Source organism: Achromobacter sp. JCM 18799 (assembly GCF_055395645.1).
In genome coordinates this window covers 5819228-5831617 of record NZ_AP043866.1, presented here as the reverse complement: position 1 = coordinate 5831617, position 12390 = coordinate 5819228, and the positions used below count along the sequence as shown (strand labels likewise).

Genomic DNA, 12390 nt, shown 5'->3' with positions numbered 1-12390 from the left:
GTCCCCTGGGGACCGCTCCGCAGATAGGCACTTACGTCGGCGTTCCCGTCCTCGGTTGTTGACGGTATGCGTGCTGCACCGCACGTCGCGCTGCCGTTCGACACGATCCTTCGCCGCGCAGCCGTCCCCAGGGGACCGTTCCGTTGAGCGCCATGGAGGTCTGCTTCATGGCCTTGCCAAGGCGCTTTGCCCAGGTTTCGCGCAGCGGGTCGCGCCGTCGCCCGGCGCTTCACCGCACAGCCGTCCCCTGGGGACCGTTCTGTTGACCGCCATAGACGTCTACTTCACGGCTTTGCCAAGCCCTGCGCTCAGGTCTTGCGCAGCAGGTCGCGCAGGCGCTCGATGTGCTGCCGGGCCACCTCGGGCGGCACGACGTTGCGCGGCGGCTCGGATGGTGGCGCTCGCGTCGCCGATGGTGTTGGCGGTGCCGGGCCGGTCTGCTTGGCCCAGGCATTGAACTCGCCGCGCATGGCGCGCTGGATGATGCCGAACAGATATCCGGCGGGGTTGCGGATGCCATGCTTGCCGCACCGTGCGGCCCATTCGTCCAGCACGGCCTGCCGCAGGGCAGCGTCCACTTGCTGCAACGCCATCCTGACGCCGGCCTGCTGTTCCGCTTTCAGATCCGTGAAGCGTTTGGGCCATTGCAGGTCGCCCAGCGCGCGCGCCTGCGCGGTAGTACGTACTTCATCAATACGACTACTACGTACTGTACGGTCCTGCTTCGGATTCCGAAGAGCGCCGTCTGGCGCGGGTTTCGGCCCTGCTTCGGATTCCGAAGAGGGGCGTTCGCCATTCCGAAGAAGGCTTGTGAGCCCTTCTTCGGAATCGTGGATCGCATCCTCCTGTGGATAACTTTCGGAGGCGGTGATGCCCTGGTCGGCCAGGCGCTCGGCGAGCACTTGCAGCCGCGACGGCAAGGTGCGTCCGGACAACATCGGGTCGTCCGCGATCTCCTGGAGGGTATTGAGTCCCACCACCTGAACGGCCTTGGCCGAATGCCCCAGCGACTGGCTGACCAGGGCCAGGTAGTCGGCGTCGAGTTGCATGGCCTCGAACGGTGTCAGGGGTTCGTCGTGCAGGACGTAGAGGTTGCCGAGGATGCGGCCGGTCTTGGGGTCGCGCCGTCGCCGCACGAGGCTCAGCCAGCGCGTCAGGCGCAGCAGCGTCAGCGCCCGCGCGACGGTCTCGTGGGAGGCTTGTCCCGCGCAGGGCATGGACGCCAGCCAGGGGCGCAACTGCTCATAGGTCGGGAACGCCGTGACGCCGTCGTCGTTGAGCATCAGCCGGAACACCTGCCAGGCGTTGCGCTCCAGCGGTGTCAGGCGGCGGTCGAGGAACAGCCGCCGCGGCACGCTCTCATGCCGATTGCCACTGAACAGGAAGGCGTCGCCGGACGCCGCAGGCGTGGGCACTGCCATGGGCGCTGGCGCGCTGGGATTTGGCTTGGGCGTGAGGTCCTTCAGCGCAGCGTCGAACAGGTCGGCGAGGGCGATGGGGCCAGGGCGCTGGGCTCGTGGGGCGGTGTCGTCCACGGCCATGGCCTAGCCCAATCCCTGATCGACCCAGTTCCTGATCGCGGCCCAGACCACCGAGAGCGGCAGTGACATGCCCTCGGCCAGGTCCATGGCCGCATCGAGAACTGAGGTCTCGTCCTCCAGATCGACGTTCCTGCTGCTGGTCATGGCTTTCCATTGCCGCCACAGTTCGGTGTCCTGAGTCTCGTCCAGGACGGGGTGGCGCCCCTTGCGCTTGGGCAGGCCGAGGATCTCCCGCCTCAAGGCGACTTCCTGATGGGTCAGGCCATAGAAGCGGCTGACCATCTCCGTGCTGCCCCCCAACCGCAGCATGCGATCGACCGTGGCGATTTCCTTCTCCACGTCCTGTGCCTGGTTGAGCAGGCGCTGCAGCACTTCGCGGTTGACCGTGACCGAGCACCACGAGACGCTGGCGTTGGCCAGCACGCTGATCAGCGCGGGATGCTTGAGCGCATCCAGCTCGGCCTCGCCGAAGCCCATGGCCTTGCAGCGGCGCAGCTGGCCGTTGCGAAGGTCATACAGCGCCTGGGCAATCACGGCCTGGTTGAGCGGATGCGATGTGGACATGCGGCCTCCCTCGCTCACGTCCCGGGCGCCGAGGAGCCGGCTTCCAGGTCCAGCAGACGCCGCGCCAGACGGAGCAGCCGAAATAGCTTGACCAAAGCCGTGTCGCTCAAGCGGCTTGCGCCGCTGCCATGGCCTTGGCTCTGGCCATGCAACAGGGTCGGCAGGTCGGTGGCAAGCTGCGCGCCGTCCACGCCCGCTTCGGCGACGGGCTGACCCGTCAGGGAAGCGAGCAGCGTCAGCACCGCGCGGCCGAGCGGCGACGGGGCTTGGCCGTGGGCGCGGCACGCAAACCCGATGCCGTCGGCGCGGTCCTCGATGCACTCGTCCAGGCCAGCCTCGCCGGCAATTTCACGCGCGAACTGCGCGATGTGGATGCGCAGCCGATCGGGCGTGTCCAGGCCGGCGTCGATGTACCAGACGTCGGAGATCGGATAGAGCCCGCCGGCTTGCACCGGGATGGACTGCAGCACGCTCGCCGAGAAGTCGGGCGGCAGCGCATCGCCCAACTGGTCGGCGACCATGCGCTGGATCGACTGCAGCCGCTCGGTCGTCGGTGCCGGCGAGACGATGTGCTCGCGAAGCAGATCGCCCGGTGCGGCCGCCTGGCTTCCCGTGGCCGCTGCGCCAGCCGCCGTGTCGTCGTGGCGCAAAGTGGGCTCGGACACCGCTGGGCTGGCGGGTGATGGACTGGCCGCTGGTGCAGGCGTGGCAATGGACGATGCTGCGCCCGGGGGAGTCGGCGTGCTGGCGGTGGGCGAAGGCAACGCCGGCGGCGCCGCAGGTGGCGTCGGATCGCTGACCAGCGCCCGGTGGCGGCTTTCCGATTCGGTCAGATCCAGCGCCAACACGTCGTAGCCGACGCCCAGCAGCTCGGACATCTGGCCGATCAGCTCGTCCTGCACGCGCTGCGGCGCGAACTCGTCGCCCTGCGTGTCGAACTGCGCCAGCACCTCCTGAAAGAAGCTGTCAAAGTCCAGCGGCAGCGTGCGGTCCTTGGCATAGTGCTCCCAGGTGCGCTTGCAGGCCGTGCGCATGACCGACAGCCGCTCGACCTGGTGGCGCCCCAGGCCGCCATAGAGCACAGTGGGAATGGCGGGCAGCAGGTAGCGCACCGCGTCGGCCATGCGGGTGATGTGTGACCGCTGGACGGGAAACCCATCGGCCGCCAGGCGGCGGGCCAGCTCTGACTGGCTCAGGGCGGCGCCGCTCTCCTGCTCGTAGAACTCGCGTGCTTTCTCGACGCCGAGCGCGCGCTCGATGAATGTGAGGCCGCCGCGCAGTTCGTTCTCGGCAAGATGCCCGGTCAGCGCGACGATTTCACCGCGCTCCGGCCATGGCCGGAACAGACACGATATGCGGAAGAAGCGTTCTTCCTTGGTCTCCGACCAGAGTTCGCGCAGGATCGCCAGCCGCGTGTTGCCGCCGTTGCGGATGATGTAGTGGTCCTCGCCGGGCCGGCGCGTGATGGTCGGCGCCGCGTCCAGGCCGCGCTCGCGGATGGACGCCTTGATTTCCTCGTAGGCGGGGTTGCGCTTCATGCGCGGGTCATGGTCGTAGGGCCGCAACTGGTCCAGCGTCACGACCATGGGTGTGTCGGCGATCGGATCGGTCAAGGCCGTAGCCGCTGGGCCACTGCGCTCGAAGCCGGCCGCGAGCAGCTTGCCGGCCATGTCCTGCGAGGTCATGTCAGCCATGGCCGTACCCCTCGCAGTCCCCGCGACCGCCGACCGGCGCCAAGCGGGCTTCTCGCTCGGCGCGGCGGATCTGGGCACGGGCGTTCAATTCGGCCCGGTGGTCGCTCGCGGTCGAGCTGGTGTAGATTGCCGCGCAGCCGGCCTTGGTGAACTTGAGGTGCCCGCCCGGCGTGCGCTTGACGTGCCAGCCTTCACCGACCGCGAACTCGATCAGGGCGCGCAGCCGCTTATGCCCGCGGGCCAGCTCATGTGCGTTCGCCATGGGGCCTCCCAGGATCAAGAGGTCGCTGCGGGCGGCCGGATACTTGAGCCAGTCGGTCCTGCCATTGTGGGAGCAACTCGCTCGCGAGTGCGCGCATCGTATCGAGCGCGGCCGGGGCGACTCTGCCGGCCGGCTGGCGGTTTTCGACCCGATGCACCGGCAGGCCGCGCGTTGCGGCGCGCGGATAGGCTTCGATGGCCGGTACGTCCGTGGTCAGCACGCGGATGCCGGCATGGTTTTGAAAGAGGTCGCGCAGAGCCTGCTGGATCAGCCGTGCATTGGCGGACACCGGATGGACGCGGTTGATGAGCAGATGCAGCGGCGGCGGCTCGATGCCCAGGTGCCGGTACGGCGCAATGTCTTCGAGCAACTGCATGGTGCCGCGCCGCAGCTCGCGGGCCGCGAGGATTTCCGGCGTGACGGGCGACAGCGCAAGGTTGGAAGCGAGCACCGCCATTTCCAGCAACACCGAGCGCGCGCCCTGGGTGTCGATCAGCACCAGGTCGTAGAGGGGAACAAGCACCGGCAACAGATGCCGCAGCCGCAGGCGCCCGTCCGGCGCGTGCAGCAGCAAGGTGTTCAGCTCGCCCCGATGGTCGTTGGACAGCACCAGGTCCAGGCCCGCGACGACCGTGCGGGACACGAGCTGGCCGAGGTCGCGCTCGTTGAAGGCCAACAGCTCATAGATGCCGCCGGGTGCGCGATGCGCCAACTCGTAATAGGAGGACAAGGTGGGTTGCACGTCGAGATCGAGCAGCAGCACGCGCAGGCCCGCGTCCGCGGCGAGCCCGCCCAGGTTGGCGGCCGTCGTGGTCTTGCCGACGCCGCCCTTCGTTGAAATGATGGATACGACCTGCATGGCGCTCTCCGGCTGGGAATGGGAAGTCCGCGGGAGAGCGGGTCAGGTCCGGTGGTTGAGGCGCTCGGCGATCCACTGGTCGATTTCGATCGAATCCCAGCCGACAGCGCGCACGCCCAGGCGCAGCGCCTGGGGGAACTCGCGCTTCTTCATCAGGTTGTAGATGTGGGCACGTTTGAAGCCGGACTTGGCTTCGACTTCATCGAGCCGCAGGATGCGGCGCTCGATCGGCGGGAGTACAGGGGTCTGCGACATGGCGGTCACTCCTGAACGCTCGGTGGCGTTTGTTGGCGTGACCTCTATTCAATAGACCTGGCTGCGGAAAGACATTGCAAATGCAATCTCCGCGATTGCACATACAAGCTGGATAACCTCATGCGCTTGCGCTACGGACGTACCTCTTAGCGTTGGCGAACTTTCCGTTTAAGGTGCGCTCAGTGATGCCCATGGTGCCGCCGTAGTGGGCGACCAATGCAGAGACAAGGGCCTCCTGCGTTTTGAAGCTGGAATAGGGCACGCCTGAAGGCGACTGGCTCAGCATCAGCGTCAACATCCCACCAATGATGTTGAGATAGGTCGTTTCCGCCCGTTCGCTGATCTCGCATTGCTTGGATGCCAACAGCACCGAGGATTGCTTGAGTAGCGTGTCGTGCTGCTCCTGCAGTTCTCGCATCTCACGTCGGGCTTGTTCAAGCGCGGCCTGAAGGGCCAGCCGCTCCACGAGGATCGCCTGTCCTGTTTCCATGGTGATGAAAGGATGCGCCATGCGTTCGCCACGGCTGAACAGAAATCCTGGCCGGTGCTCGGGGTAGTGGGTGCGCATCCAGCGTTTCAGATCGACATGGCGAACAGTCAGATCTAGAGAATTGAGCAGCTTCGGATCATTGAGCGTGATCCCGTTCTTGCCGTAGGGCAGCTCTCCGTTGAGGATGCCGTCATAGATACGTTCCGAGTGCAGCCGGCACTCATTCCATCGAGGGCAGTTCAGCGACCGAGGCAGGACACGCGGTGACGCGATCGTGGCCAGGATCATCGGCAGATACCGCAGCAACCCAGCCCATCGGATGGCCGCCTCGATGGGACGATAGAACACCTTTGATGTTGAAATGTCCTTGTGCATGTCTTCGTCTCCTTTCGGGTGCGCTACATCACCGGCTCCTTTCTTGCCCAAGGGCTGTTGTGTCGTTATGGCCTGCGACGGACGCTTGAGGCGATGCCCTAAGCGAAGGCGGAGGAGGCCATTGGCGTCCGCCGCAGGTGGCCTTGTCTTGCTTGATATGCAAGAATCGATCAGTTGCCGGCCCATCGAGCGATGAGGACGCAAGCTCGATATTGGCGCTCACGGTACCAGCGTCATAGGTGGCGCAAAGCCCATCAAGACCGATTTGGTATGGTCTGATATCCAGACGGTTCAAGACCCGCGAGTTGAAGCGTTCGACGCCCCTACGTCCAGTTGGGGACTGGAAATCAGCGGTTAGTGATGCATCGCTCCACATGCTGATATATCGACAAAGTATCTGCCGCAGTACCAGTGACCCTGCCAGGTTGCCCCAGCAAATAGGAGACGGAGATGGCTGAACATTCCCATGAACATCAACATCACACATCCGGTCAGATGGGTAAGCACGGCCGACCATACGCCAAGTTCTGGGTGAACATGGTGTTGGGACTCGTCGTCATGTACTTCGTAATGTTCAGCATGATCGACGGCGCTAGGGACTTCAGAAACAATCTCAACATGCTCTACATGGCGGTCACTATGTGGGCGCCAATGGGCATCTTCATGCTAGCGACAATGCCCGGCATGTTTCCAAACCGGCGGCTCAATCTCGTGCTGTACGGCTTGTTTGCCGTTCTCACACTCGGTTCTTTTGCCGCTACCCGTGCTCAAACCGGAATCGGCGATCGACAGTTCATCGCGTCTATGGTCCCGCACCATTCGGGAGCTATCCTCATGTGCCGCGAGGCGCAGCTCTCAGATCCGGAACTCGTCAACCTATGCCAAGCGATTTCCGATGGCCAGCGCGCGGAGATCGAGCAGATGAACCGGATTGCTGCACGCCTTCGTTGAGGCTGGCTGCCACTACACTGGCGCCGCGTTGCGCTCCGGCGAAGTTAGCCGCAGCGATGTAAAGATGAGTACTTGCGGTGTTCCGATGCCGGCGGTCGTGTCCTACAGCCGTCCAGGTGCCAGGCAGTCCACGCGACACCACCCCGCGCTGCCTGCGGAGCGAGCGCAAGTCATGATCGTCGCAAGTTGGAGTTCGATAGCGAACCTGAACCGCCCCGGGTTTCCCGGAGACTCCTTGGGTTGAGTCACGCCGACATGACGGACTCGTTGGGTTGCGAATAGTAGTTGGCTTCGGCTTCGGCCGGCGGGATATTACCGATCGGTTCAAGCAATCGGCGGTTGTTGAACCAGTCGACCCAATGGAGCGTGGCCCACTCGACTTCGTCGCGCGTGCGCCAGGATGACTTCCGATGGATCACCTCGGCCTTGTAGAGGCCGTTGATGGTCTCGGCCAGTGCGTTGTCGAACGAGTCGCCCACGCTGCCCACAGAGGGCTCCAGGCCCGCCTCGGCCAGCCGCTCGGTGTATCGGATCGACACGTACTGGACGCCTCGGTCGCTGTGGTGGATCAGGCGATCCGGGCCGACCGGCTTCCTCGCGTACAACGCCTGCTCGAGCGCGTCGAGCACGAAGTCCGTCTGCATCGAGCAGGAGGCCTTCCAGCCCACGATGCGACGGGCGAACACGTCGATGACGAAAGCGACGTAGACCCATCCTTGCCAAGTCGAGACGTACGTGAAGTCGCTGACCCACAGCGCGTTCGGCCGATCGGCCTTGAATTGCCGCTTCACGTGATCGAGCGGGCACGGCGCCTTCGGATCGCTCACCGTCGTGCGCACGGCCTTGCCTCGAACAACGCCCCTCAGCCCAAGCCGCTTCATCAGCCGCTGCACGGTACAGCGCGCAACGTCGACTCGCTCGCGCCGCAGCTGCCGCCAGACCTTGCGTACCCCGTAGACCTGGTAGTTGTCGTCCCACACGCGCTGCACCTCGGGTATCAGTATCTCGTCGGTCTTCACCCGCTGCGATCGCAGCTCCGGATCGGCCTGCCTGGCCGCATGCGCGTAGTACGTCGACGGGGCGATCTGCAGCACCTTGCAGATCGGCTCGACCCCGTGAACGTCTCGCTGCTCATCGACGAATCGCTTCATCGTTTGAAGGGGCGGTCGAGCTCCGCCTGGGCAAAATACGCCGACGCCTTGCGTAGGATCTCGTTGGCCTGGCGCAGCTCGCGCACCTCGCGTTCGAGCGCCCTGATGCGCTCCTTCTCGGCCGTCGTTACGCCGTCACGCTTGCCCGTGTCGCGCTCGTGCTGGCGAAGCCAGCCTCGCAGCGTCTCGGCCGTGCAGCCAACCTTGGCCGCCACCGACACGATCGCCGCCCACTGCGACTCGTACTCGTCTTGGTGCTCCAGCACCATCTTCACCGACCGTTCCCGGACTTCCGGGGAGAACTTGCTTGCTCTGCTCATAGCTCCATCTTCTCAAGGAATGGAGCCTCCAGATTTTTGAACTGACCCCCAGAAGTTGGACGGTCACGATGCCGCCGTTCAGGCGGTGCTTCTCAATCGGTACTCCACCGGACTGAGTCCCAGCAGCCCGAGCTTGATGCGCTCGTGGTTGTAGTAGTGGACGTAATCATGCACGCCCGCTTCGAGTGCATCAATGCTGTCGGGCCTTTCAAGATGGAAATACTCGGCCTTCAGGGTGCCGAAGAAGCTTTCAATCGCCGCGTTGTCGAAGCAGTTGCCTTTGCGACTCATGCTTTGCCTGGCTCCGCGTCGCGCGAGCATCGCTCGGTAGGGCTGCATCTTGTAGTGCCAGCCTTGATCGGAGTGCACGATCAGGTCGGCCGCGCAACTGGTCTGCGAGAGCGCGGCGTCAAGCATGCTGGAAACCATCTCGAAGACCGGGCGCCTTGCCATGCGGTACGCGACGATCTCGCCGTTGTACAGGTCCATGCAGGCCGACAGGTAGAGCTTGTGGCCGCCCACGTTGAACTCGGTGACGTCGGTCGCCCACTTCTGGCTCGGAGCGGTCGCACAGAAGTCGCGCTGCAGAACGTTGGGAACGTGTGCATCGCTCGTGCCTGGGACATGCCGGGAGCGCTTCTTCACCCGAATCAACGCGCGCAGCCCCATCTTCTGCATCAGACGCTGCACGCACTTGTGGTTGACCGGCTCTCCCATTGAATTGCACAGCGCGGCCGTGATCCGCCGGTATCCATAGCGGCCCTTGTGCTCGTCATAGACAGTGCGGATGCTCGCCTCCATAGTGCTGTGCGGGTCGGCGCGCTGGGTTGCCTGGCACTGGTAGTAGAACGTGCTGCGCGCCAGGCCCGCTACCTGCAGCAGGTCCGCCAGTTTATGGTCATGCCTCAACCCAGCAATCAGACGCGCTTTGTCGGCGCAGCTGACCTCTTCGACTGGATCAAGGCCTGCAATTTTTTTAGGTACGCGACCTCCGCGCGCAGTCGCTCGTTCTCTTCCCGCAGGGTCTTCTGCGCATCGGCAACGACCGTGCTTGACGGTGTTGCAGAGCGTCGTTCTGGCTTCATCTTGGGCTGCTCTTCTTTCCCGCTCGCGCGCGCCTGCAGGCGGCCTTGATCGAGATTGCGTCGCCAGACCACGACCTGATTGGGATTGCGGATGTCATAGATCGCCGCGACCTGGCGGCTGGAAAGCTGTTCGCGATCCTGATGAGCCAGCACCTGCAGCTTGAACCGCGCACTGTACGCGCTGCGCTTGGGGCGCAAGCCGTCGATGCCGTGCAGACGGTAGTGGCTCACCCAGGTGCGGACCTTCTCCTCGGGAATCGACCACCGCCGAGCCAAGAGCTTCGCGCCGCCTTCGCCTGCCAAGAAGCTCAGGACCACTTCCAGCTTGAACTCCGTTTCGTACTTCCTCATGAAACCCCTTGAAGTTTGTCCAACTTCTGGGGGTCAGTTCATTTCCGGGGCGGTTCAAACCCGCTGAGCAGCTCGACGCATCAGGCGTAACGACGGGTGGATGGACCATCCTTGGACGCTGGTGGAAGTGGTTGGATGAACTTTGTTGCCGAGGGCGAAAAACAAGGCTATAATTGAGTTCTTCACTAATCACCACAGTGGAGAAAGTGATTGGGAAACAGAGACTTAGCGCTCTAATGCATGACTCGTTTCCCGCTCCAAATACAAAAAGGAAGCAACGGCCAACACCGCGCTTCCTTTTTTCTTGCAAGTGCTGGCGCAATGGCAGAGTGGTTATGCAGCGGATTGCAAATCCGTGTACGTCGGTTCGATTCCGGCTTGCGCCTCCAGCGATTTCCTGAAACCCGCAGATGAAACTCTGCGGGTTTTTTGTTTTTCCGGATCAGCAATGACGGGCTGCGGACGACAAGCCGCCGCGCGATTGCCCCAACACGGGCTAGTCAGCCTTGACTGCAGCCAAGGACTCCAGGCATCCCGTCTGCCAGGCGAACTCCGCCTCGAACGATTCAGGATCCGACACGGCGCCGTAACCGCCCTGACCGTAGACCGCGGCGTAGGCCGCGTATTCGGCTGCGCGCAACGCCTTGCCGGCCAGTGCGCTGGCGACCGCATAGGTCGCGGACACCGCGGCATGGCCGCAGCCGTCCAGGGATTTCGATCCCTGATGCCGGTTCGCCAGGCGCGCAGCCTCGGCGGCCGCCTGCTGCAGCGGTTCACGGCCGATCGCGCCGTCCAGATAACGGCCGAGGCTCGCCAGGCAATCCACGGCCTCCTGCTCTTCGAGCAGATGCTCGACCCGTTGCGCACAGGCGCGGCCGAAAGCCAGGCGTAGCCGTTCATTGCCCGCATCATCCAGATCGAGCTGCCTGGCCAAGCGTTCCAGCGATGCGTTCATGGCGACACCGCCTGCGGATTCACCATGTTCACGGGCTTGCCCGCCGCATAGGCAAGGATCTGGTTGAACACGTCCTTGAATTGCAGATCCCATTCCTCATAGGTCACATACCCGATATGGGGCGTGCACAAGACGTTGGGCATCTGCAGCAGCGGATTCGCCGTGTCGGTCAGGGGCTCCTGTTCGAATACGTCCAGCGCCGCCATGGCCGGACGGCCGGCGCGCAACGCCTGCACCAGGGCGCCGGGTTCCACCAGTCCGGCGCGGCTGGTGTTGACGAACAGCGATCCCTCTTTCATGGCCGCGAGATCCGCGGCGGTGACGATACCCTTGGTGGCGGGAACCAGGCGCATATGCAGCGACAGCACGTCACAGGAGGCGAAGAACTCCTGCCGGGAGCTTGCGACTTCGTAGCCTTCCTCGCGCGCGCGCTGCAGCGACTCGGGGCGGGCGCAGACCAGCACGCGCATGCCGAACGCCCGCGCGTAGCCGGCAACCACCCGGCCGATGCGCCCATAGCCGAAGATGCCCATGGTCTTGCCGCGGACAGTGTGACCCACGCCGCATTGCCAATGGCCTTGGCGCATGGACTCGACCTGTTGCGGCAGCTGCCGCATGGCGGCCAGCACCAGCGCCCAGGTCAGCTCGGCGGCGGCATAGGAAGGCGTATCGGCGTGCAGGTCGGAACAGACCAGGACGCCGTGCTCGCTGCATGCGGGGACGTCGATATGCGGATAGACGCTGCGCTGGCTGATCAGGCGCAGCTTGGGCAACTTCTCTATCAGTTCGCGCCGTATCGTGGTGCGTTCGCGGATCAGGACCAGCGCTTCCGTATCGGCCAGGCGCTGCGCGAGCACATCGGCATCTTCCGCGTGATCCGTCCAGACCGTGACCTCGTGATCGCGCAGCAGCGCGTAGCAGGGCAGGCGGCGCAGGGTATCGAACCAGTCGTCCAGGATCGCAATCTTCATGTGCGGGACTCGTCGGGTGGAAATGAATGTTCAAGTTTTACGCTGCTTCTTGCCTCTCGTAAAACAAAATGATGCCGTTCATTCCTCCGTCGTCAAAGACGTACGCCACGACCGCCCCGCTTCGTCAATCGGCCGCTCAGGTACGATGGCGGCTTTCCCCAGCATCTCGTTACGCATCCCTACGCGCCGTCAATCAAATGATTGCTATGGTGACGCCGTTTGCAACTGATGATGGATACCATGCGTACCATTCCGAACTCTCGAGCCCGTCCCTCCTCCGCGCTGCTGACGCTGTCCACGGCGGCGTTGCTCACGCTGGCCCCGCTTGCCGCGCAGGCCGACTCGGACAAGCACCGCCATCGCCACGGCCGCGAGTACAAGGAACAATATTGGGACGGCGCCTGTAAGGTCGAGCGCAAATGGAAACGCAATGGCGACTACCAGGAAAAGCGCAAATGCCGGGATGACTACCGCCACGGCTATGTGCAGGTGCCGCAGCCGGTGGCCGTGATGCCGGCGCCCGCCATTGTCATCAACCCGCCTCCCATCATCATCCGCCCCTGAAC

Annotated in this window: 13 protein-coding genes, 1 tRNA gene and 1 other annotated feature; of the genes, 3 read left to right on the top strand and 11 right to left on the bottom strand. The window is 64.0% G+C overall.

Annotated features, from left to right (window positions below; all coding sequences use genetic code 11):
- Positions 1–308: 308 nt before the first annotated feature.
- The 7 genes from ACZ5YA_RS27505 to ACZ5YA_RS27475 form a co-directional block, all read right to left on the bottom strand.
- On the bottom strand, positions 309–1541 hold the full coding sequence (locus ACZ5YA_RS27505; RefSeq protein ID WP_023087323.1) for an STY4528 family pathogenicity island replication protein: 1233 nt from the start codon (positions 1539–1541) through the stop codon (positions 309–311).
- Positions 1542–1544: 3 nt separating this feature from the next.
- Entirely contained in the window at positions 1545–2105 is a 561-nt protein-coding gene (locus ACZ5YA_RS27500; RefSeq protein WP_023087324.1) for a DUF2857 domain-containing protein, read from the bottom strand.
- A gap of 14 nt (positions 2106–2119) precedes the next feature.
- Entirely contained in the window at positions 2120–3799 is a 1680-nt protein-coding gene (locus tag ACZ5YA_RS27495; protein ID WP_042992895.1) for a ParB family protein, read from the bottom strand.
- A complete protein-coding gene (locus ACZ5YA_RS27490; RefSeq protein ID WP_042992896.1) occupies positions 3792–4061 on the bottom strand; it encodes a hypothetical protein in 270 nt (89 codons plus the stop codon). Before ACZ5YA_RS27490 ends, ACZ5YA_RS27495 begins: the two co-directional genes overlap by 8 nt.
- Entirely contained in the window at positions 4045–4920 is an 876-nt protein-coding gene (locus ACZ5YA_RS27485; RefSeq protein WP_042992897.1) for a ParA family protein, read from the bottom strand. The genes ACZ5YA_RS27490 and ACZ5YA_RS27485 overlap by 17 nt, the downstream gene beginning before the upstream one ends.
- 42 nt (positions 4921–4962) lie before the next feature.
- Entirely contained in the window at positions 4963–5175 is a 213-nt protein-coding gene (locus tag ACZ5YA_RS27480) for an AlpA family transcriptional regulator (protein WP_042992898.1), read from the bottom strand.
- Positions 5176–5293: 118 nt separating this feature from the next.
- Positions 5294–6040, bottom strand: coding sequence for a hypothetical protein (locus ACZ5YA_RS27475; RefSeq protein ID WP_003120040.1), 747 nt, complete (start codon positions 6038–6040; stop codon positions 5294–5296).
- Between the two features lie 450 nt (positions 6041–6490).
- Between ACZ5YA_RS27475 and ACZ5YA_RS27470 the strand changes: the two genes are divergently transcribed.
- Positions 6491–6991, top strand: a complete 501-nt coding sequence (locus ACZ5YA_RS27470; protein ID WP_003098996.1) for a DUF305 domain-containing protein — start codon at positions 6491–6493, stop codon at positions 6989–6991.
- A 245-nt stretch (positions 6992–7236) separates the two neighbouring features.
- On the opposite strand, the gene ACZ5YA_RS27465 is transcribed toward ACZ5YA_RS27470, so the two are convergent.
- Positions 7237–8462 (bottom strand): IS3 family transposase gene (locus ACZ5YA_RS27465; protein ID WP_109842673.1). Its coding sequence is split into 2 segments (ribosomal slippage): positions 7237–8177 and positions 8177–8462, totalling 1227 coding nucleotides; the frame shifts between segments, so codons are not numbered across the junction.
- Positions 8068–8184 (bottom strand) — a sequence feature (AL1L pseudoknot). Its footprint overlaps the gene before it by 117 nt.
- Positions 8463–8540: 78 nt before the next feature.
- A protein-coding gene (locus ACZ5YA_RS27460; protein WP_115282932.1) for an IS3 family transposase occupies positions 8541–9898 on the bottom strand; the annotation gives its coding sequence in 2 pieces (ribosomal slippage) (positions 8541–9397 and positions 9397–9898; 1359 coding nt in all).
- A 315-nt stretch (positions 9899–10213) separates the two neighbouring features.
- On the opposite strand from ACZ5YA_RS27460, the gene ACZ5YA_RS27455 reads away from it, so the two are divergent.
- Positions 10214–10287, top strand: a tRNA-Cys gene (locus ACZ5YA_RS27455).
- Between the two features lie 107 nt (positions 10288–10394).
- On the opposite strand, the gene ACZ5YA_RS27450 is transcribed toward ACZ5YA_RS27455, so the two are convergent.
- Together ACZ5YA_RS27450 and ACZ5YA_RS27445 are read right to left on the bottom strand one after the other, a co-directional pair.
- Positions 10395–10853, bottom strand: a complete 459-nt coding sequence (locus ACZ5YA_RS27450) for a hypothetical protein (RefSeq protein ID WP_251877744.1) — start codon at positions 10851–10853, stop codon at positions 10395–10397.
- The gene (locus ACZ5YA_RS27445; RefSeq protein ID WP_251877746.1) at positions 10850–11824 is read right to left on the bottom strand and encodes a D-2-hydroxyacid dehydrogenase family protein; all 975 of its coding nucleotides are present in this window, start codon (positions 11822–11824) and stop codon (positions 10850–10852) included. The genes ACZ5YA_RS27450 and ACZ5YA_RS27445 overlap by 4 nt, the downstream gene beginning before the upstream one ends.
- A gap of 240 nt (positions 11825–12064) precedes the next feature.
- On the opposite strand from ACZ5YA_RS27445, the gene ACZ5YA_RS27440 reads away from it, so the two are divergent.
- Positions 12065–12388, top strand: a complete 324-nt coding sequence (locus tag ACZ5YA_RS27440) for a hypothetical protein (RefSeq protein WP_054451291.1) — start codon at positions 12065–12067, stop codon at positions 12386–12388.
- Positions 12389–12390: the final 2 nt, after the last annotated feature.

Coding starts and splice junctions, on each gene's coding strand:
- ACZ5YA_RS27440 (WP_054451291.1), top strand. CDS start 12,065: ATGCGTACCATTCCGAACTCTCGAGCCCGTCCCTCCTCCGCGCTGCTG.
- ACZ5YA_RS27485 (WP_042992897.1), bottom strand. CDS start 4,920: ATGCAGGTCGTATCCATCATTTCAACGAAGGGCGGCGTCGGCAAGACC.
- ACZ5YA_RS27470 (WP_003098996.1), top strand. CDS start 6,491: ATGGCTGAACATTCCCATGAACATCAACATCACACATCCGGTCAGATG.
- ACZ5YA_RS27500 (WP_023087324.1), bottom strand. CDS start 2,105: ATGTCCACATCGCATCCGCTCAACCAGGCCGTGATTGCCCAGGCGCTG.
- ACZ5YA_RS27495 (WP_042992895.1), bottom strand. CDS start 3,799: ATGGCTGACATGACCTCGCAGGACATGGCCGGCAAGCTGCTCGCGGCC.
- ACZ5YA_RS27480 (WP_042992898.1), bottom strand. CDS start 5,175: ATGTCGCAGACCCCTGTACTCCCGCCGATCGAGCGCCGCATCCTGCGG.
- ACZ5YA_RS27490 (WP_042992896.1), bottom strand. CDS start 4,061: ATGGCGAACGCACATGAGCTGGCCCGCGGGCATAAGCGGCTGCGCGCC.
- ACZ5YA_RS27475 (WP_003120040.1), bottom strand. CDS start 6,040: ATGCACAAGGACATTTCAACATCAAAGGTGTTCTATCGTCCCATCGAG.
- ACZ5YA_RS27445 (WP_251877746.1), bottom strand. CDS start 11,824: ATGAAGATTGCGATCCTGGACGACTGGTTCGATACCCTGCGCCGCCTG.
- ACZ5YA_RS27450 (WP_251877744.1), bottom strand. CDS start 10,853: ATGAACGCATCGCTGGAACGCTTGGCCAGGCAGCTCGATCTGGATGAT.
- ACZ5YA_RS27505 (WP_023087323.1), bottom strand. CDS start 1,541: ATGGCCGTGGACGACACCGCCCCACGAGCCCAGCGCCCTGGCCCCATC.